Origin of the sequence: Corallococcus sp. Z5C101001 (assembly GCF_007352635.1) — a bacterium.
GTDB classification, from domain to species: Bacteria; Myxococcota; Myxococcia; order Myxococcales; family Myxococcaceae; genus Corallococcus; species Corallococcus silvisoli.
In genome coordinates this window covers 124,061-143,664 of the sequence record NZ_VKLU01000011.1, presented here as the reverse complement: position 1 = coordinate 143,664, position 19,604 = coordinate 124,061, and the positions used below count along the sequence as shown (strand labels likewise).

Sequence of the window (19,604 nt, the reverse complement as noted above, 5' to 3'; positions counted from 1 at the left end):
TGGGTGCTTCGCGTATCAAAAGTCTAAAGACTGGCAGCGCCCGCGCAATACGTGGGAACCACGCGCTGATACACGCGGAGCACAGGCCGTGACACAAGACATCGGGTCATCCGTGCCCCCGTCTCCCTCGGGAGATGTACGCACTCTGTGTGTGTTATTCCTGTCTGGATATATCTTTAAAACAATGCGGGTCCCCGCCACCTGTCCGGTAGGACGGTGTCTGTCTTTTTCCCGTGGGGGTGTGCCGCCCACGTGCGGGCAGGGCCCGGGCAGGTGGGTGCTCCCTGATTCGTCAGGGTGGGTCCGTACCCCCTGGCGCGCTGGATGATTCAGGCGGGCTGGGCTGTAGTGGGACTCCGGATGCCCTCCCTCCGCTACGCCTTCCTGCTCAACGCCGTCCGGGAGCTTGGCCGCTCGGCGCCGGACATCGCCCGAACGCGGGCCTCCTGGGACGCGTGCCTGGAGCGCATCCGCGAGACGTGCGTCGCGGCGCTGGGCATGGAGTTCGACACGCTCACCCGCTTCGATGCCCGCTCCGTCGTCGGCCTCTTCTCCCACCCGGAGCAGGCGCGCATCCTCGCCCGTCTGGTGGATGAGCGGGCCCGCCTGTGCGAGGCGCATGGCCGGTACGCGGACGCGCTGGCGGACAGCGTCTACGCAGGGCAACTGCTCATGGGGTCGCGCGCCCGCTTCGGCCTGCCTCGCGACGCCCGCGCCGCGGACGTGCTGGAGCGCGAGGCGGGGACGCCCGCTCCTCTTATGGATGCCGGGGAGTGACGCGGGCGTCCCGGTGGGACGCAAGGCCACCGGCTCAGCCGGGCTTCACCTTCAGCACGACCTTGCCCACGGCCTGCCGAGACTCCAGCTCGCGCAGCGCCTTCGCGCCGTCCTCTAGAGGGAAGACGCTGCCCACCACCGGGTTGACGATGCCGCGAGCCGCGAGCGCGTCCAGGTCCCGGGCGATGGTGTCCGTCAGCTCGGGCGCCTGCATCAGGAAGGCGCCCCACGCCACGCCCACCACGGACACGTTGCGCAGGAGCAGCCGGTTCACCGCCACCGACGGAATCTGTCCGCTGGCGAAGCCCACCACCAGGAGCCGGCCCTCTGGCGCGAGCGCCTTGAGGCTCTTGTCGAACACGTCGCCGCCCACCACATCCAGCACCACGTCCGCGCCCCGGCCCTCCGTGGCCTCGCGCACGCCCGCCGGCCAGTCCTTCGCGAGCAGCACCACGTCCGCGCCCGCGCGCGTCGCCACCTCCGCCTTGCGCGCGTCGCCCACCACCGCCACCACTCGCGCCCCGGCGCCCTTCGCCACCTGCACCGCCGCGGTGCCCACGCCGCCCGCCGCGCCGTGCACCACCACGGTCTCCCCCGCGCGCAGCTGTCCGCGCCGGTGCAGCGCGAAGTGCGCCGTGTGGTAGTTCATCACCACGCCCGCCGCCTGCTCGAAGCTCCACGCTGGCGGAATGGGGAAGGCCAGCTCCGGCGCCACCACGCACGCCTCCGCGAAGCCGCCCAGCGTGAAGGAGAAGCCCATCACCCGGTCTCCGGCCTTCACCCGCGCCCCCGCGGGAGCGGCGCGCACCACGCCCGCCACCTCCACCCCCGGCACGAAGGGCACCTCCGGCTTCATCTGGTACTGGCCATGGGTGAGCAGCAGATCCGGGAAGCTCACCCCGGCCGCCACCACATCAATGAGCACCCCGTCCCCGGCCTCCGGCTCCGCCAGCTCCACCTGCTCCAGCCCCTCCGGACCTGTCAGACGCTGAAGTTGTAATGCGCGCATGTCTGCTGCCTCCCGGGACGGGGACGCTAGCCCGCTCGTCCCTCCCCCGGGGCCCCTTGCGGTGTCGCTGTCGCCCGCGACCCGCCTGGATCGGGAATAAATGAGACGGCAATTTCTCCTCGTCGTTCACCTTTTGCACGCATCTGCCGATAAGCGCTTCAAACCTGAAGTTTCCGTCTTGCAGGTTTGAATGGCTACCCCGTTTCGGACGGACTGCGTGGGTTCCTCCGTTATTTCAAGCAGTTGCGAGATATTCTCGAAACCTGAGAAGTGATGTAATCGTAAAATTCTCGCCTGTACTTGAAATACGCGCCTCTCCTGTGACACAGTGTTTTCTAATCTTTCCACTTAGGAGGATTGCAATGTACGAGAAGCGAGTACGCGGCGCTCTGGGTGCCGCAGCCCTGTCCCTGTTGGTTGGCGCTTGCACTGATGGCGCTCCTGCCGCGAACAAGGAGGAGAGCAACCTCCAGAAGGCTTCCGCCAACCTGACGGCGGCGGGCCAGACGGTGGTCGCGGCGGACTCCGACGCGATCCCCACCTTCGTCACGGGTTCCTTTGGTGCCGTTCCCGCGCCGTCGGCCATCCAGGGCATCGCGGCTCCCCGCGAGCTGGCCCCGGTGCTCGCGGGCGTGGCTCCGCTGTTCCGCCTGAACCCGAACGACCTGTTCCTGAAGAAGGCCTATGTCGGCTTCGACGGTGACACCCACTACCGTTACGGCGTCACCCACAACGGCATCCTGGTGCAGAACGCGGAAGTCCGCCTGCACGCGCGCAACGGCTCCGTGTTCGCGGTGAACACGAACGCCCGTGGCGACCTGAAGGGTGAGGCGAAGGCCTCCATCGCCGCCGACGCGGCGATCGCGGCGGCCATTGGTGATCGCGGCTCTCCCGAGCGCGCCTCCACCAACGCCGAGCCCCAGCTGGTGTACTACCGCTCCGGCAACGAGCTCATCCTGGCGTACGAGGTTCGCGTCCAGGGCGAGCTGAAGGACACCACGCCGGTGGACGACTCCGTGTACGTGAACGCCAAGACGGGCGACGTCTTCGAGCGCGTTCCGCACATCCACTCCGCGCTGAAGCGCGAGGTGTACGACCTGCAGCACCGCACGACCATCTCCACGGGCGTGCGCGCGCGCTTCGAGGGTGACCCGGCCCACGCGGACGCGGTGGTGAACAACAACTACAACCACCTCGGCACGGTCTACAACTGCTACAACAGCCTCTTCGGCCGCGACTCGTACGACAACGCGGGCCACGTCCTGAAGAGCTACGTGCACTACAGCAACAACTACGTGAACGCCTACTGGGACGGCTCCCAGATGGTGTACGGCGACGGCGACGGCGTGAACGCCTCCAACCTGGCCGAGTCGCTGGACGTGACGGCGCACGAGCTGACGCACGCGGTGACCTCGTCCGAGTCCAACCTCACCTACTCCGGTGAGTCCGGTGGCCTCAACGAGTCCATCTCCGACATCTTCGGCGCGGTCTGCGAGTGGTACGGCAAGGGCAAGGTCATCGACGCGGGCACCTGGATCGTCGGCGACGACGTCTGGACCCCGAGCATCCCGGGTGACGGCCTGCGCTACATGAACAACCCCACGCTGGACGGGGACTCGCTCGACTACTACCCGGACTACTCCTCCGGCGTGGACGTGCACTACAGCTCCGGCATCTCCAACCTGGCGTTCTACCTGATGTCCCAGGGTGGTACGCACCCGCGCGCCAAGACGACCCAGGTCGTCAACGGCGTCGGGTTCGAGAAGGCCGCCCGGGTCTTCTACAAGATCAACGCGGACATCCTGGTCGCCTCGTCCAACTTCGAGGCCGCGAAGACGGCTTCCGAGCAGGCCGCGGCGCAGCTGGGCTTCACCGCCGCTGAGATCGCCGACGTCGGCAACGCGTGGAAGGCCGTGGGCGTGGGCGTGCCCGTGCCTCCCCCGGTGACCACGCCGATCGAGAAGAACGTCCCCATCACCGGCATCTCCGGGTCCTCCGGCAGCCGCGTGTACTACTCGGTGACCATCCCCGAGGGCGCCACGGACGTGACCTTCACCATGTCCGGTGGCACGGGTGACGCGGACCTCTACGTCCGCAAGACCAACGCCCCGACGGACGCGCTGTACGACTGCCGTCCGTACAAGTCCGGCAACGCGGAGACCTGCACCTTCGCCACCTCCGGCGCCAAGGGCATCTGGTACGTGATGATCAAGGGCTTCACCTCCTACGCGAACACCAGCCTGTCCGTGACCTGGAAGGGTGGCTTCGAGGACATCGGCAACGAGACCCGCATCGAGAACCTGTCGGGCGTGCCGGGCTCCACCCGCACCTTCATCATCGACGTGCCCGAGTACAAGAAGGACTCCGGCATCAACACCCTGTCGCTCGCCCTGGGCGAGGGTGAGGGCAACGCGGACCTGTACGTGCAGGCTGCTTCCGCCCCCACGTTCACGTCCTACCTGGGCCGTGGCGTGAAGGAGAGCGCGACGGAGAGCGTCATCCTGCGCAACATCCCGGCCGGGAAGTACTACATCACGATCGTCGGTGTGCCGAGCCTGGTCGACAAGACCGTGGACGGCTACATCAAGACCGTGTTCGCGGCCTCGTACAAGGTCCCGTAGTGCCTGACGGTGTGGGGCGCGGCGAAGCCGCCGCGCTCCGCTCCTGAGACCCCGGGCTCCCGCTTCCTCGCGGGACCCGGGGTTCTTTTTTGTCCGCGCGAGACGCCGCGCTCAGTGCGCCGCGCTCACCGGGTTCGCCAGGCCCTCCCGCAGGGACTGGACGCGGCCGTAGGTGAGCGAGCGCCACAGCCACTCCACCGGGCCGAAGCGGAAGCGCGCCAGCCACCAGTGGCTGAAGAGCACCTGCGCCACGAGGACGCCCAGGCACAGCAGCACGGTCAGCGACGGAGGCGTGCGGCCCACGAGGCCCAGGCCCCAGCCGTCATACAGGCACACGCTCACCAGCGACTGCATCAGGTACAGCGTCAGGGCCATGCGGCCCGCGGGCGCGAACACGCCCAGCACCTTGCGCCAGCGCTCCTTCTGGAAGAGCAGCGCGAACGTCGCCGCGTAGCCCGCGCCCATGAAGAGGTAGCCCACGTCCTTCGGCAGTCGCATCCACGCCAGCCACCCCGGCGGACTGCTGACGCCCCGGTACAGCAGGTTGAGCACCAGGACGATGACCCCGATGACGCCGCCCACCCCCAGACCCCAGGCCGCCATCTTCCGGAGGAACGGGCGGTGCTGCTCCACGTCCTGCAGCAGCCGCCGGCGCCCGGCCCACAGGCCCAGCAGGAAGCGGCCCAGGACGATGGACAGCAGCAGCGGGCGGTTGGGGTTGGGGATGCCGTCCCAGGCGTAGCGCGCGTTGGCCTGCTGGCTGGTCACCACGGAGTCGCTGGACAGGCCGGCGAGGAACGCCGCGCGTCGCGCCGCCTCCACCTCCCGCGCGGCCTTCTGGGCGCGCTCCGTGGCCTCCCGGCCGTCCCACGGCTCCGTGCCCACGCGCTGCAAGACGGTGAAGGCGGGCGGCACCACGAACAGGAGCACCGCGGCCCAGACGAGCACCGTCCGGTCCGAGCGCGTGCGGAACGCGAGCAGCATGAAGCCCACCAGCGCGTAGGTGCTGAGGATGTCGCCCACCCACAGCGCGAACATGTGCACCAGGCCCAGGCCCAGCAGCACCGCCAGCCGGCGCCGGTACACCGGCACGATGGACGCGCCCCGCGCCTCCGCGCGGGTCATCTGGAGCGCGAAGCCCAGCCCGAAGAGGAAGGTGAAGAGGGTGATGAACTTCTGGTCGATGAGGAGGCCGAAGAGCGAGTTGACCGTGAGCTCCAGCGGAGACGCGGCCAGCGCCAGGGCCTCTTCGCGCGGCAGGAACAGCCGGCCGTTGAACCAGCTGAGGCTGTTGGAGATGAAGACGCCCACCAGCGCGAAGCCGCGCAGGGCGTCCAGCAGGTGCACGCGCTCGGAGTGTTCAATGGGGCCAGCGGAAGAGGGCTCGGACATGCCGGGCACTACACGCTGGCGGTCTTGGCACCGTCAAACGTCTCCCTCCCGGGGCGCGAGGATCAATGCGCGACGCGCGCCGGATTCGCGGGCGTCAGCCGCATGGGCTGGGCGCGGCCGTAGGTGAGCGAGCGCCACAGCCACTCCACCGGCCCGAAGCGGAAGCGCGCCAGCCACCCGTGGCTGAGGACCACCTGCACCGCGAAGACGCCCAGGCACAGCAGCACGGTCAGCGATGGAGGCGTGTGGCCCACGAGCCCCAGGCCCCAGCCGTCGTAGAGCCACACGCTCACCAGCGACTGCATCAGGTACAGCGTCAGGGCCATGCGGCCCGCGGGGGCGAGCACGCCCAGCACCTTGCGCCAGCGCTCCTTCTGGAAGAGCAGCGCGAACGCCGCCGCGTAGCCCATGCCCATGCAGAGGTAGCCCACCTCGCGCAGGGTGCGCATCCCCACCATCCACGCGGGCGGGCTGGCCTGCCCCCAGGGGCCCGCGGGCGCGCCCTTGTTCCTCAGGGCGAGCACCAGCGACAGCGTCGCGATGGCGCCCCCCACGCCCAGCCCCCAGGCCATCACGCGGACGAAGAGCTTGCGGTGGCGCTCCACGTCCTGCATCAGCCGGCGGCGTCCGGCCCACAGGCCCACCAGGAAGCGGCCCAGGATGATGCACAGCCAGATGGGGCGGCCCGGGTTGGGCAGGTTCTCCCAGGCGAAGCGCGCGTTGGCCTGCTGCGACGTCACCACCGAGTCACTGGACAGCCCGGCGAGGAACGCCGTGCGGTGCGCGGCCTCCTCCTCCCGCGTGGCCTTCACGGCCTGCTCCGCGGCCTCCTTGCCGTGCAGGAGCTCCGGGCCGTACCGCTGCGCCACGGAGAGCGTGAGCGGCAGCAGGACGAAGAGCACCGCCACCCAGGTGAGCACCGTCCGGTCCGAGCGCGTGCGGAACAGCAGCAGCGCGAAGCCCACCAGCGCGTAGGTGCTGAGGATGTCGCCCACCCACAGCGCGAACATGTGCACCAGGCCCAGGCCCAACAGCACCGCCAGCCGGCGCCGGTACACCGGCACGATGGACGCGCCCCGCGCCTCCGCGCGGGTCATCTGGAGCGCGAAGCCCAGCCCGAAGAGGAAGGAGAAGAGGGTGATGAACTTCTGGTCGACGAAGAAGGCGTAGAGCGAGTTGACCGTCGTCTCCAGCGGGGACGCCACCAGCGCCTGGGCCTCTTCGCGCGGCAGGAGCGACCGGCCGCTGAACCAGCTGAGGCTGTTGGAGACGAAGACGCCCAGCAGCGCGAAGCCGCGCAGGGCGTCCAGCAGGTGCACGCGCTCGGAGAGCTCGACGGGACCGGCGGCGGAGGGCTCGGACATGGCGGGAACTACATGCCCGCGCCCTCGGCAGCGTCAAACGCACCCGGTGCGGCGAGGCCTTTCCTCACGCGTGACTCGGGACGTCACGGAGGACTGGCGGATTTCTCCGGGCCGGGCAGAACCTCGCGCAGGCAGCGCTCCAGTCCCCCTCGGTGCCGCCACTGCATGGGGTAGCCCAGGGAGACCTCTTCGAAGCGCACGCCGTCGCGCCACAGGGTGGCCGGCATGTGCAGGTGCCCCGTCACCACCACCTCCGCGCGGTAGCGGGTGTGCCAGTCCTCGGTGAGGCGCGTGCCGCACCAGATGGAGAAGCGCGGGATGCGCGGCAGCCGCACGTGCTCGTAGCGCAGCGGGTAGTGGTTGATGAGGATGGTGGAGCAGCCCTCCGGCAGCCGCTCCAGCCGCGCGCGGGTGCGCTCCACGCGCGCGTGGCACCAGGCCTGACGGGTAGGGTAGGGCTCCGGATGCAGCAGGACCTCGTCCGTGCACATCAGGTCGTCCTCCCACGCCCACTCCAGCGCCTTGTCCGCCGGCACGGTGTCCGGGCGGAAGGTGTAGTCGTAGCCCAGGAACATGGGGACGAGGACGCGGTGCGGGCCTTCCCCTGGCCAGCGCGGATAGGGGTCCTCCGGCGTGAGCGCGCCGTAGCGGTGACACAGGTCCACCATGCGCAGGTAGCGCGCCTCGCCCTTCAGCGGAGGCTGTTCGGAGGGCATGGTCCACAGCTCGTGGTTGCCCGGCACCCAGACGACCTGGCGGAAGCGCGCGGTGAGCGTGCGCAGCATCAGCTCCATGTCCGCGAGCGTCTCACCCACGTCGCCGCCGACGATGAGCCAGTCGTCCGGCCGGGGCGCGAGCGCGGCCAGCGCCTCGTGGTTCTCCTTGTGACGCAGGTGCAGGTCGCTGATGGCGTAGAGCTTCATGGCGCTTGGGGCAGGGCCCTACCTTAACGCGCGCGACCGCGCGCGCCACGGGAACGCCACGGAGCCGGGTCAGCCCAGGGAGGCCAGGAGCGCCAGCACCTGCTGCGGCGGCGCGGCGCGGTCCATCCAGGTGATGCCCTCTTCCTTCAGCCCGCGCGTGGGCGGGTGCGTGGTGTGCAGCGCGCACGCGGCGCGCGGATGCCGGGCGCGCACGCACGTGAGCAGGCACAGCCCGTCACCATCCGGCAGGCCGTAGCCGCTCACCACCACGGACGGCGCCGCTTCCCCCATCAGCCGCTCCGCTTCGCGCACGCCCAGGGCGAAGCGCTTGTCGCCCGGCAGGTGCCTCGCGAGCCTCCGGAGCGCGGCGAGCGCGCGCGGATCCGCGTCCACGAAGAGGAAGCTGGGGAGGGAGGTGGAGGGCTCTCGCATGAAGGCGATGGGTGGTCCGAACGGGCTTGACGCAAGAGGTTGTGTCGCGAAAAGCCTACCCCGGAAGTTCTTGGAAGCCAACCTCTCAAGTCATATCGACATGGGCGAACCCGGTAGGTTAACGACCCCATGGAAAAGACCCTCGCATCCCGGCTCGGAGGAGCGGCCCGTGTCGCCCGCACCCGTCTGAACCTGACCCAGGCGGACGTGGCGGAGCGCATCGGCATCGCGAGTGAAGTCTATGGGCGCCTGGAGCGCGGGCACATGCTGCCCAGCATCCAGACCTTCCGGCGGTTGTGCGTGGTGCTGTCCATCTCCGCGGACGAGGCGCTGGGGCTCAAGCCGTCGCAGGACGTGAAGTGGGCCGCGGAGCCCCCGTCCGACTACGGCGAATCCGCGGAGCTGCGCCGGCTGTTGCGCCGCGCGAAGCAGCTGGACCGGGGCTCCATCCGCATCCTCAGCGTGCTGGCCTCGCAGTTCAAACCCCGGAGCTGAAGCGCGGAGCGCCCACGCTCTCAGGCCGGCGCCGCGCCGTCCCAGCGTGACAGCCGCTCCCGCAGCTTGCGGACGGAGGGGAAGCCGTTGAAGAGCACCACCTGCGGGTGCTCCTCCAGCACCTGCCGCTCCGCCGCTTCCTTCGCCAGCGCGCGGTCCACGCCCAGCAGCAGTCCGGCGTCGGGGCGCGCGCGCAGCTCCGACAACCGGCGCGACAGCGGCGCCGCGTGCCACGCGTGGAACAGCTCCAGCGCGACCTCGTGGCCTGTCTTCCGGTGGCGGAAGGTGAGGTCGGGCACGCACAGGCCCGCGGCGCCGGTGTGACGCGGCAGGGGCGTCAGGTCCAGCTCCCACGCCTCATCCTCGAAGCCGTCGGCCAGCGCGGACACCTCCGGCGGCACGTGGCCCAGCGCGGCCGGCAGCGGGGACACCAGCGGATCCTCGTGGCTCAGCTGGAGCGTGGAGCGCTTGCGCGCGTCCTCCAGCACCGCGGACAGCTCCCAGCGCTCCAGGATGGGCACCACGGACAGGAAGCTGGCCAGCTGGAGGCCGTACTTCTTCTGGAGGGCCAGCATCGCGCCGGGGCCCTCCACCTCCAGGGACCAGTCCTCGCCGTCGCGCCGCACCTCGGCCACCAGGCGGCAGAACTTCAGCCAGCGCAAAAGCTTGCGCACGCGCAAGAGCTCCGGCGAGCGCGCGCGCAGCGTGAGGCGCCGGGCGTTGAGGAGCGGCCCCTGCGCGAGCGCCAGGTTGTAGCGGTCCAGCAGGCCCTGCGGCGTGAGCGCTTCGCCGTCCCAGCCGAGCAGCTTCCGGTTGCCGGGCAGGTCCGAGTAGAGCGCCTCGCGCACCTCCGGCAGGGGCGCGCCCAGGGCCTCGGTGAGGCGCGCTTCGTAGGCCTCCAGCGAGGTGTCCGGGGGCAGCGTGCGCAGCACCTTCGAGCCCACGAGCAGCGTGCGCCAGCGCGCGTCCAGGGCGCCCTCTCCGGCCTCGTCGAAGAGGAGCCGGTCCAGGAGCAGCTTCACCAGCCCGCGCGCCACCTTGGGGCGGCTGAACGCGCCGGCCTTGAGGCTGAAGGTCTCCTCCACGTCGTCGCGGCTCTGGCCGCGGAGGGCCTCCGCGTCCGCGAGCAGCTCCTTCGCGAGCGCCTGGAGGGACGGGTCGTGTGTCTTGACGAAGGAGGGCCGCAGGATGCCTTCGCGCACGCGCGAGGCGAGCAGTTCACGCGTCAGCATCGGGAGGTCCCTCCGGGTCCTGGTAGGCGCGGTGCTGCCGTCTGCGCTCGCTGATGCCGCTCTCCGCCGTCTGCGCGGAGCAGACCTCGTAGAGGAGGGCGCGCTTGCCGGGGCGCTTTCGCAGGATGCGGCCCAGGCGCTGCACGTGCTCACGCACGCTGCCGCTGCCGCTGAGCACCACGCCCACGCGCGCGTCCGGCACGTCCACGCCTTCGTTGAGCACGCGCGAGGTGAGCAGCACCGGCAGCTCCGCGCTGGCGAACGCGGCCAGCAGCGCCTTGCGCTCCGGCAGCGGCGTGTGGTGCGTGAGCGCCGGGAGGAGCAGCCTGCGGGCCAGGGTGTAGACGGTCTCGTTGTCGTCGGTGAAGACGATGACGCGGTCCTCGCGGTGCTCCAGGAGGATGCGCCAGAGCGCGTCCAGCTTTCCGCTGGAGGTGAGGGCGATGCGGCGCTGCTCGCGGTAGCCGCGGTAGGCCGCGCGGCCCTCGTCGCTGCGCTGGCTCTGCGCGAGGAAGCGGGCCCAGCCCTCCGGCGACGCCAGGGGCACGCCCAGCCGGCGCACGAAGGTGAGGTAGCGGCCCCGCGCCTCGTCGTAGCGCGTCTTCTCGTCGGGCGTCAGCGGCACCTCGATGCGGCGGACCTCGTAGGGCGCCAGGTACTGCCCCTGGAGCTCGTCGATGCCGGTGCGGTGCACCAGCGGGCCCAGCAGCTCCTCGCACACGCGCTCGCCGCCGTCCGCGCGCTCCAGCGTCGCGGTGAGGCCCAGGCGGTACGGCGCGAGCGTGCCCTCCGCGATGAAGCGGTAGCTGGGCGCGGGCAGGTGGTGGCACTCGTCGCAGATGAGCAGGCCGAAGCGGTTGCCGGTGAACTCCATCTGCATCGCGGCGGAGTCGTACGTCGTCACCGTGAGCGTCTGCCGGTCGTTGACGCCGCCCCCCACCATTCCCACGGGCCCGGGGAAGTGCTTCGCCAGCACGCCCTGCCACTGCGCCATCAGGTCCAGCGTGGGCACCACCACCAGCGTGGGCCGCTTCACCCACGCGATGGCCAGCACCGCCAGCAGCGTCTTGCCCGCGCCGGTGGGCAGCTCCACCAGCCCTCGGCCTCCCGCGCGCGTCCACGCGTCCAGCGCCGCGCGCTGGTGGGGGAAGGGCTCGATGGGGACCGTGAGCGGCAGCTCCACCGGCTCGAAGCGCTTCGCGCGGTCCTCATAGGGCAGCCCGCATTCGCGCAGGCGCATCACCACGTCGCGGTAGTGCAGCGCCGGCGCCCGGAAGACGCCCGTGCGTCCGTCCTTCTGGAAGAGGGCGTGCAGGCGCGCGTCCTCGGGCAGCGTCGGGGCCACCAGCGTGCCGCTGTCGTAGTGCAGCTCGGTGAGGGGGGAGGTCAGGGGCTCGATGACGGACGCTCGGGACGGGGAACCGACGTGGGAGGGGGCGCGCGGGGGAAGGGAAGTAGCGGGTTGGAAGGCGCCGCGCCACTCTGGCCCGTGGGACTGGAAGAAGCCACGGGCGCGGACGATTGACTGCCTGGCGGCACGGCATGCCTTCTGGACGCGGGGCGGGTTGCTTTGATGGGGGGCCGCGCGTTACCTGCTGAACCCATGTGCTCCCACTCCGCAGCAGCCCGCCGTGCGCTCCCCTTCGCGTGGAGGCCCGCGCCCTTCCGGCCGTGGGCGCGCTGATGCGGGTCCTCGTCGTCAGCCCGCATGCGGCGTCCCGCGCGCTGCTGAGCCGCTTCCTGGACGCGGAGCCCGACGTGGAGGTGTCCGCCACCGGCGAGCCCGACGACGCCTTCGCGTCCATCGCGGAGAACAAGCCCGCGCTGGTGGTGGTGGACCTGCGCCGCCCGGACGAGGACCACCCGTTGTTCCTGGGGCTGCTGCGCAAGCGGCACCCGTCGCTGCCGGTCATCTCGCTGGTGCCCGGCCGGCTGCGCATCTTCGACGGTCGCTCGGAGCGCGTGCGCGAGGCCCACGGCGACACCGCGGAGTCGCTGCACCACCTGATGGCGTCGGTGATCCAGGCGGTGCGCGACCTGCTGGCCCAGCACCTGCTGCGGATGTTGCGCCCGCCGGTGGGGCGGGCCTGAGTCCGGTGGGCCCTTACAGGCGCAGGCGGTAGCCCAGGGCCGCGAGCACCCCGCCCACGTTCACGTCGCCGGTGGTGAGGAAGCCCACCGGGGCGAAGTGGAACTTCGCCTCCAGGAAGACGCCGCCGGGGCCCACGGGCAGCTCCGCGCCCGCGAGCGCCTGGAACCCGAGCCCGCCGCCGCTCTCCGACGCGGTGCTGTCGAACGACTCCACCGTCGCGCGGTGCAGGTACAGGCCGGGGCCCGCGCCCACGTAGGGCGTGAGCGGCCCGAGCGCGCGGGGGAAGCGGAACACGGCGGACAGCTGGATGGCGACCTCGCGCTCGGCCAGCGTGTACGGGGCCTCCACGGGCTGGCCCAGGTTGTTGAGTGAGGGCCCGCGCAGCGTCCCCGACGTGGAGGGCCGGTGGTAGTTCACCTCCAGCACCAGCGCGAGGCGCCGCTGGAGCAGGGGCGTGAGGTAGCCCACCTCTCCGGCCAGGTAGAGGTCGCCGCCGAGCGACGTGAGCGGCTTGATGAAGCCCACCTTGGGCGCGAGGAAGAGGGGGCCCTCCCGGTCCTTCTTGCTGGAAGGGGAAGGGGCGGCGGCCAGCGCCGCGACCGTGAGCAGGGCGAGGGCGTTCATCATGGAGAGGGTGAGCCGGAGACGGTGAAGCCGGACGCCGCGGGCACGTGGGCCACCGCGCCGCTGGGGTCCGTCACGACGAGGCCATAGGGACCGCCGGGGACGACGCCGCTGGGGCAGGTGGGGTCGGTGCTGGGCGGCGGCTCGAAGCCCGCGCAGGTGGGCACGGTGGCGCGGAGCTGGGTCGCGGAGTCGAACGTCACGTCGCGCAGCGGGATGTTCACGAGCTGGCCGGGGTCCGCCTTCACGGGCGCGACGAGGTACACGTCGTGGTGGCCGGGGGACAGGGGGGCGCCGTTACCGGCCACGGTGAGGGTGATGGGTGTGTCGCTGCTCGCGGGCCCGCTCCGGGGCGCCAGCGTGACGGTGCCCAGCTTCGGATAGGTGACGGTGAGGGCCTGGGGACGGGTGACGGAGCAGCCCTCGGGGTTGGTGAGGGTGAGGGCGTAGGTGCCTTCGGGCGTCGCGGGAGGCACCTCGGTCTCGATGCGCGTCTCGGAGATGACGGCGAGGGTGAAGAGCGGCTGGTCCTCCAGGCCCTCGCGCTGAAGGGTGATGAGCGGCAGCGCGTCCGCGCGGAAGCCGCTGCCTTCGATGATGAGCGGGCTGCCGTCGCTGTAGTGGAAGCCCTGGGGCGCGGTGAGGGTCGTGAGTTGGGGCGGGGGCACGACGTGCAGGCCCTCCGCGAGCTCGGCGGTGCCGCCCAGGGGGTTCGTGACGGCGACGGTATAGGCGCCGGGGGGCAGCGTGTTCGCGGGCGTGCTGTCGCGGGTAGGCAGGTCCATCCGCATGAGCTCGGTGCGCGCGAAGGACAGGTGGTCCGCGGGGAGCGTGTAGTCGCTGGGACCGCTCAGCGTCACTTGAGGCAGCTCCACGGTGGGCGTGTCGGTGAGCGCGTCGCGGGGCACGGGGGTGAAGCGACTGCCGATGAGCTCCAGGCGCCATCCCGCCGGGCCGCCACCCGCGTTGCACACGCGCGCGGGGGTGACGAGCCGCTGGAGCGGATTGATGAGACCTTCGAGCTTCGGGGTGGTGCCCTCGGTCGATTCGGAGCAGGCGACCAGGCTGAGCAGTGCGGCGGCGACCGGAAGGCGCAAGGGTTCCTCCATCATCCCGTCAACAAGGCTGTCACACGTTAGGCCGGGGCCCCGGAGGGTCAGGAGTTTTTTCCGGCTCGGTGCTTACAGCCCGGCCTGTTCAGAGGGACCGAGTGAGCCAAGTGATTGATGTTTCAGGTGAATGATGTCTGGAAAGGCGTCGGCACGGCGAATGCTAAGGCTCTCCGGCAGCAGGGACGGGCAGTGCGGTGGGGGACGGAGTCGGTGGGGGGGAGCCGTACTGCTTCGTGGTGAACAGGGCGGGACGGGGCAGCAAGGCAGGACGGGCGGGACGGGGCAGCAAGGTTGAACGGAGCAGGACGGGCGGGACGGGGCAGCAAGGCAGGACGGGCGGGACGGGGCAGCAAGGCAGGACGGGCGGGACGGGGCAGCAAGGTTGAGTGGGGCAGGACGGGCGGGACGGGGCAGCGAGGCAGGACGGGCGGGACGGGGCAGCAAGGTTGAACGGAGCAGGACGGGCGGGACGGGGCAGCAAGGCAGGACGGGGTCGGGCGGGATGGGGCAGCACGGTTGAACGGGGCAGGACGGGCGGGACGGGGCAGCAAGGCAGGACGGGGTCGGGCGGGATGGAGCAGCACGGTTGAACGGGGCAGGTCGGGCGGGACGGGGCAGCACGGTTGAGCGGGGCAGGACGGGCGGGATGGGGCAGCAAGGCAGGACGGGGTCGGGCGGGATGGAGCAGCACGGTTGAACGGGGCAGGACGGGCGGGATGCGGCAGCGAGGCAGGACGGGGTCGGGCGGGATGGAGCAGCACGGTTGAGCGGGGCAGGACGGGCGGGACGGGGCAGCAAGGTTGAACGGAGCAGGACGGGCGGGATGGGGCAGCGAGGCAGGACGGGGTCGGGCGGGATGGGGCAGAACGGTTGAACGGGGCAGGACGGGCGGGACGGGGCAGCAGGCAACACGGATCAGCAGGGCAGGGCGGACGCAGCGCAGACGGAGGGACGGAGCAGCGAGCAGCACGGATCAGCAGGGCAGCACGGTGTTGGACGGGCGGGACGGGGCAGCACGCGGCACGGGGTGGCAGCGCGGTCGAGCAAGGCAGCAAGCAGGACGCGGTACGGGGCTGGGCGGCGGGATGGGGCAGTGCGCAGGTTGGGGGAGTCCGGCAACGCGGTCAGGGTCGCCGGACGGACGCAGTGACGGGCAGGGATGCACGACGTGGCGGTGGGCGCTTCGTGAGCCAGCCATCGGCGGCGTCAAGGCGACGCGACATTCAGCACCGGACGTGGGGCAGGAGCGGGCGTGGAGTGGCGGGTCGGGGGGAGCAACACACAGCCGGAGCCCATGGAGCGCGTGCTCGGGAGCCGGCGTACCTCGCAAATCTCATCGCGCGTGGCCGCGATGTCTGGAACGGGGAGTCGCCTCATGGGAGCGGTGTCCATTGTCACCGCGGCGGTGATCGTCTTCGCCGCGCACACGGCCATTGCCCAGTCACAGGAGATCCGCGTCCGGACGAGCGACCCAGAGCGGCTCGCGCCATTCGGTCTGATGCTCGACGCGGGCATGCCCGAGGGCGCGGGGCTCTCCGGCGTCTTCCGGCCGTCTCCCTATCTGAGGCTGCACATCGGTGGCGCGCACAACGGTCTGCGCGGCGCCGCGCGAGCAGGCCTCACGCTGCTCCCGCTGCGAGGCCGGTTCTCGCCCTCGCTGTCGCTGGAGTTCGGACACGCCCAGGCCGCGAGCGCGGAGACGCTGAGCCGGCGGCTCGCGGACCGGACGCAGCTGCCCTCCTCCTCCATGGAGCGCGTCGGCTATTCGTACGCCAGTGCGCACCTGGGCCTGGAGTTCAACGCCACCCGGCGGATCAGCTTCTTCGTGCGCGGCGGCATGAGCCTGATGGAGATGGATGTCCCCAGCCTCCAGAAGCTCGATGAGCCCTTCCGCGACTCGCTGTCTCCCGTGGAGACGGAGTCGTGGATGATGCGGACCCTGCGGCCGTCCGCGAAGCTCGGCTTCACGCTCTTCTTCGGTTGATCAACCGGCGAGCACCTGCTCGAAGAACGCGAGCGCCTGGGCCTCGGCCCAGAAGTACGGCCGTCGCACGCTGCCCGCGACGAAGCCCACGTGTCCGCCCCGCTCCGTCAGCACCACGCTCAAGGACGGGTTGTCCCGGGCGGAGGGCGGAATCACCGGCGCCTCCAGCATCGGATCATCCGCGGAGCTCAGGAGCAGCGTGGGCCGGCGGATGTCCGCGAGCCGGGGCCCCGAGGACGCCTCCCGGTAGTAGTGCTCCGCATCCCGGAAGCCATGCAGCGGCGCGGTGACGACGTCGTCATAGCCGCGGATGGTGCGCGCCGCCTGCATGCGCGCTCCGTCGAACGCATCCGGGAACCGCTGGAGCTTCGCGCGGGCCTTGTGCTTGAGCGTGCGCAGGAACCGCTCACGGTAGAGCCAGTGGAAGCCCCCGCCGCCGTCCAGCTTCCGGCAGCAGGCGTCCAGGTCGTACGGCGCGCTGATGGACGCGGCGGCGGCCACGGGCGCCTGGGCTCCCGTCTCCTCCAGCAGCCGGCACAGCACGTTGGCGCCCAGCGAGAACCCCACCGCCAGCATCGGCCCGGTGAGCCGCCTGCTCACGTCCGCCATCACGAGCAGCGTGTCCGCCGTGTCCCCGGAGTGGTATGCCCGCGCGAGCCGGTTCGGCTCCCCGCTGCACGAGCGGAAGTTGATGGCGGTGGCGCCCCAGCCCCGCTTCGCCGCGCCCCTCAGCACCTCCGTGACGTAGCCCGCCTGGGACGAACCCTCCAGGCCGTGCAGCACCACCACGTGTGGCGCGCCCGCCGGGCCGTCGAAGGTGTCCAGGTCGACGAAGTCCCCATCCGGCAGCTCGCGCCGCTCCCGGCGCAGGGGCGGCACATGGGTGGGCCGCGCGAGCGAGGCGAAGATCGTCTGCGCGTGCGCGCCGCCAAGGCCCGGCGCGGGGACGAACGGTTCGGTGGGTTGGAACCTCACTTGCGTGCTCCCAGGGTCCGCGCCATCCGCATGGAGGCGCAGCCGGACTTCCGCACGGCCTCCGCCTCCCCGGTGAGCTGGAACAGCGCCAGGTAGTTGTGCACGCGCTCCTCCAGCGTGGGGGCCTCGATGCGGCGGCACACCTCGTCCGCCGCGTAGTCCCGGCACACCTGCGGCCTCCGCTCGTAGACCGTGCAGAGGTTGTCCGCGCCCAGGTGCGGGCACCTCAGCCCCAGGGGCTTGTCCAGCGCGGCGATGTCTGGCGCCACGCAGCAGGCGCCACAGCAGGTGCACTCCATGTCGCTCCCGTCAGCGGCGGACAGCCTGCTCCACCTTGCCCAGGTTCGTCACGGTGAGCGTGACGCCCTGTCCCTTCTTCCACGCAAGGAACTCGTCCTCGCGCGTGGGCTTCAACGCGTGCTGCTTCGCCCCGTCATCCTCGTAGCGCACCAGCACGGTGTAGTCCTCTTCGCGCCGCACCCGCTCGTTCGTCCCCGCGGTGAGCTCCGGCCAGCGCGGGGGCTCCTCCGTGCCCTTGAGCTCTCGGGTGCCCACCGGCTTCCACGCATACGTGTCGTAGGCGCACTGCTGCGCGTAGACGGGCTCGTTGCGGTAGCGCGTCTCCGTGGAGCAGTCCTCGTAGGACTCGTTGCAGTACTTCGTCTCGTCGTGGCAGACCTCCTCGGCGAAGCCGTTGCCCTTGTCGCGGCGCCGGCACTTCTCCTCGGTGCCACAGGCCACCTTGCGCGTCTTCGTTCGGCACACGCGCTGCGTGCCATCCGCCACCCGGCGCGTCCCCCGCTGCCGGGACACGCAGTCGCGGATGTTCGTCACGCCCGCCACCTCACCCGCGCCGTTCACCGGCATGCGCGGGGCGGTGGAGCTCAGCTCGTCCCTCCAGCCCGTGTGCGTCTCTGGCGTGAAGCGCTCCTGCACCAGCGCGCGGCGCCAGCTCGTCGCCACCACCTCGCCCTTGAACTCATGCTTCAGGTTGCCCCAGATGCCCACCGCGCAGGTCCCCAGGCAGCACGAGCTCAAGACGCCCAACACGATGAGCGCCACCTTGCCCAGGCGCCGGGGCTTCGGCGCGGGCTTCGGAGGCGCCCGGGGGGACAGGTCCGCGCGCGCCGCCGTCTTCGCATCCGAGCCCCGTTCGGCGGAGCACTGCCGGCACCGGGTGCCGTCACCCCGGTTGGCCGCGCCGCAGTAGGCGCAGAACCAGTCCTCACCCGCGCCCGCCAGCTCCAGCGCCTGTGCATCGGTGACGCCCTCGCGGAGGGACTTCCCGGAGGCCGCGTCCACGTCCCCGAAGTCGAACTCCGACTCCTTGCCGCTGAGCTCCCGCGGATTGTTGCAGGAGGGGCAGTTCTTGTGTCGGGCCGGGATGCTCTTGGCGCCACAGGATGTGCAGTTCCAGGTGCCCTCGATGATGCGCCTTCGTTCCGCCATGGCGCGCATCCTAGGGGACCTGTCGCCGCCTGACACATCCGGGTGGGCGTCCGCGCCTCGTGTCCACCGGGCTGGAGGTGGGGCGCCAGCCCGGAAGCGCGGCTGTCTCCGTGTTCCCCGGGGAAGGACTCAGACCCAGAGGGCGCGAGGGAAGGGGACCTCGGGGGCGGCGGGCAGGCCCGCGCGCAGGGGACGCAGCATGGGCAGCGAGCCATCCCGCTGCACGCGCACGGCACCGGGCACGCTCGCGAGCAGGGGCGCCGTCGCGGCCTCCTCCCACCACACCACGCGCTTGAGCCCCGCCTCGTGCGCCACGCGGCGCGCCTCCGTGAGCAGCGCCTCCGCGGCGGAGGCGTCGCGCGCATCCAGCATCAACACCACCAGCTCGCCGTAGCGCGCCATCATCGTCCAGAGCGCGGTGGAGTCCCCCACCACCGCGCCGCACGTGCGGGGCCGGGGCCGCGCCAGCAGCTCCGCGTAGATGCGCTCTCGCTCCAGGTGCCAGTCCACCTGCGCGGCGCTGGGCCACAGGAAGAAGGGCGCGTCGGGCTGGCGCATCCGCGCGAGCGCCGAGGCGACGTCCGTCTCTTGAATCCCGCCCTCCACCGGTCGGCTCGCCGGCGCCGCCGAGGCGTCCAGGTGCCAGTCCCACGCGGGCACCTCGAGGTATCCCGACCGGCGATACAGCGGTGCCCCGACATCGGAGAAGAGGACCACCGAATGCGGACGCGGCGCCACGCGCTCCAGCTCCGCGGCGACGGCGTCCATCAACCGCGTGGCATGCCCCCGGCCGCGCAGGTGGTCCTCCGTGAAGACGCTGGCGATGGCGTAGCTGTCCCCTGGCGTCAGCTGTCCGTTCGCGCTCCGGAGGAAGCTGTCGGTGTGGAAGGTCTCGCAGGACGCCAGCACCCGGCCGTCGTCCGCGAGCCACAGCCACGTGTTCATGCCCTCGCGGCTCCACGCGTGCGCGCGCAGCCGCGCCTCGCGCTCCTGATACTGCGGCACGCTGAGGGGCGAGCCCCACGCGGCATGGGTGACGGCGTCGCGCTGCGCCTTCTGCGCGTCGGTGGCGAGGACGAGGGACATGGTGCCGGGCAGGCTAGGCACGAGAGCCGCCCCGGCG

The 19,604-nt window shown here is 71.2% G+C and carries 18 protein-coding genes; 5 read left to right on the top strand and 13 right to left on the bottom strand.

Annotation, left to right across the window (positions count from 1 at the left end; all coding sequences use genetic code 11):
* Positions 1 to 360: 360 nt before the first annotated feature.
* Positions 361 to 777, top strand: a complete 417-nt coding sequence (locus FOF48_RS24680; RefSeq protein WP_143905240.1) for a hypothetical protein — start codon at positions 361 to 363, stop codon at positions 775 to 777.
* A 34-nt stretch (positions 778 to 811) separates the two neighbouring features.
* On the opposite strand, the gene FOF48_RS24675 is transcribed toward FOF48_RS24680, so the two are convergent.
* Positions 812 to 1,786, bottom strand: a complete 975-nt coding sequence (locus FOF48_RS24675) for an NADPH:quinone oxidoreductase family protein (RefSeq protein WP_143905239.1) — start codon at positions 1,784 to 1,786, stop codon at positions 812 to 814.
* A 362-nt stretch (positions 1,787 to 2,148) separates the two neighbouring features.
* Between FOF48_RS24675 and FOF48_RS24670 the strand changes: the two genes are divergently transcribed.
* A complete protein-coding gene (locus FOF48_RS24670; protein WP_143905238.1) occupies positions 2,149 to 4,407 on the top strand; it encodes a M4 family metallopeptidase in 2,259 nt (752 codons plus the stop codon).
* Between the two features lie 111 nt (positions 4,408 to 4,518).
* On the opposite strand, the gene FOF48_RS24665 is transcribed toward FOF48_RS24670, so the two are convergent.
* The 4 genes from FOF48_RS24665 to FOF48_RS24650 form a co-directional block, all read right to left on the bottom strand.
* Positions 4,519 to 5,799, bottom strand: a complete 1,281-nt coding sequence (locus FOF48_RS24665) for a DUF418 domain-containing protein (protein WP_143905237.1) — start codon at positions 5,797 to 5,799, stop codon at positions 4,519 to 4,521.
* 62 nt (positions 5,800 to 5,861) lie between these two features.
* Positions 5,862 to 7,163 carry a DUF418 domain-containing protein gene (locus FOF48_RS24660; protein WP_143905236.1) on the bottom strand — a complete coding sequence of 434 codons (1,302 nt, stop codon included), beginning with the start codon at positions 7,161 to 7,163 and terminating at the stop codon, positions 5,862 to 5,864.
* Between the two features lie 83 nt (positions 7,164 to 7,246).
* Entirely contained in the window at positions 7,247 to 8,086 is an 840-nt protein-coding gene (locus FOF48_RS24655; RefSeq protein ID WP_143905235.1) for a metallophosphoesterase, read from the bottom strand.
* A 69-nt stretch (positions 8,087 to 8,155) separates the two neighbouring features.
* On the bottom strand, positions 8,156 to 8,518 hold the full coding sequence (locus FOF48_RS24650; RefSeq protein ID WP_143905234.1) for a response regulator: 363 nt from the start codon (positions 8,516 to 8,518) through the stop codon (positions 8,156 to 8,158).
* A gap of 129 nt (positions 8,519 to 8,647) precedes the next feature.
* Between FOF48_RS24650 and FOF48_RS24645 the strand changes: the two genes are divergently transcribed.
* Complete coding sequence (locus FOF48_RS24645) at positions 8,648 to 9,013, top strand: helix-turn-helix transcriptional regulator (RefSeq protein WP_120528580.1); 366 nt, start codon at positions 8,648 to 8,650, stop codon at positions 9,011 to 9,013.
* Between the two features lie 20 nt (positions 9,014 to 9,033).
* On the opposite strand, the gene FOF48_RS24640 is transcribed toward FOF48_RS24645, so the two are convergent.
* Together FOF48_RS24640 and FOF48_RS24635 are read right to left on the bottom strand one after the other, a co-directional pair.
* The gene (locus FOF48_RS24640) at positions 9,034 to 10,245 is read right to left on the bottom strand and encodes a DUF790 family protein (RefSeq protein ID WP_143905233.1); all 1,212 of its coding nucleotides are present in this window, start codon (positions 10,243 to 10,245) and stop codon (positions 9,034 to 9,036) included.
* Entirely contained in the window at positions 10,232 to 11,635 is a 1,404-nt protein-coding gene (locus FOF48_RS24635; RefSeq protein ID WP_143905232.1) for a DEAD/DEAH box helicase family protein, read from the bottom strand. Before FOF48_RS24635 ends, FOF48_RS24640 begins: the two co-directional genes overlap by 14 nt.
* A 290-nt stretch (positions 11,636 to 11,925) precedes the next feature.
* Between FOF48_RS24635 and FOF48_RS24630 the strand changes: the two genes are divergently transcribed.
* Positions 11,926 to 12,336, top strand: coding sequence for a response regulator (locus tag FOF48_RS24630; protein WP_143905584.1), 411 nt, complete (start codon positions 11,926 to 11,928; stop codon positions 12,334 to 12,336).
* A gap of 13 nt (positions 12,337 to 12,349) precedes the next feature.
* On the opposite strand, the gene FOF48_RS24625 is transcribed toward FOF48_RS24630, so the two are convergent.
* The gene (locus tag FOF48_RS24625; protein ID WP_255442608.1) at positions 12,350 to 12,964 is read right to left on the bottom strand and encodes a hypothetical protein; all 615 of its coding nucleotides are present in this window, start codon (positions 12,962 to 12,964) and stop codon (positions 12,350 to 12,352) included.
* Positions 12,961 to 14,058: a hypothetical protein gene (locus FOF48_RS37585; RefSeq protein WP_143905231.1), complete on the bottom strand. Its 1,098-nt coding sequence runs from the start codon at positions 14,056 to 14,058 to the stop codon at positions 12,961 to 12,963. Before FOF48_RS37585 ends, FOF48_RS24625 begins: the two co-directional genes overlap by 4 nt.
* A gap of 1,390 nt (positions 14,059 to 15,448) precedes the next feature.
* Between FOF48_RS37585 and FOF48_RS24615 the strand changes: the two genes are divergently transcribed.
* Positions 15,449 to 16,057: a hypothetical protein gene (locus tag FOF48_RS24615; RefSeq protein WP_143905230.1), complete on the top strand. Its 609-nt coding sequence runs from the start codon at positions 15,449 to 15,451 to the stop codon at positions 16,055 to 16,057.
* Here the strand turns inward: FOF48_RS24615 and FOF48_RS24610 are convergent, their stop codons facing one another.
* From FOF48_RS24610 to FOF48_RS24595, 4 genes are all read right to left on the bottom strand, one after another.
* Positions 16,058 to 17,032 (bottom strand): hydrolase, encoded by a 975-nt coding sequence (locus FOF48_RS24610; RefSeq protein ID WP_143905229.1) that lies wholly within the window; start codon positions 17,030 to 17,032, stop codon positions 16,058 to 16,060.
* Positions 17,029 to 17,331: a YkgJ family cysteine cluster protein gene (locus FOF48_RS24605; protein WP_143905228.1), complete on the bottom strand. Its 303-nt coding sequence runs from the start codon at positions 17,329 to 17,331 to the stop codon at positions 17,029 to 17,031. Before FOF48_RS24605 ends, FOF48_RS24610 begins: the two co-directional genes overlap by 4 nt.
* A 10-nt stretch (positions 17,332 to 17,341) precedes the next feature.
* The gene (locus FOF48_RS24600) at positions 17,342 to 18,481 is read right to left on the bottom strand and encodes a hypothetical protein (RefSeq protein ID WP_143905227.1); all 1,140 of its coding nucleotides are present in this window, start codon (positions 18,479 to 18,481) and stop codon (positions 17,342 to 17,344) included.
* A 129-nt stretch (positions 18,482 to 18,610) separates the two neighbouring features.
* Positions 18,611 to 19,567 (bottom strand): GNAT family N-acetyltransferase, encoded by a 957-nt coding sequence (locus FOF48_RS24595; RefSeq protein ID WP_143905226.1) that lies wholly within the window; start codon positions 19,565 to 19,567, stop codon positions 18,611 to 18,613.
* Positions 19,568 to 19,604 lie beyond the last annotated feature (37 nt).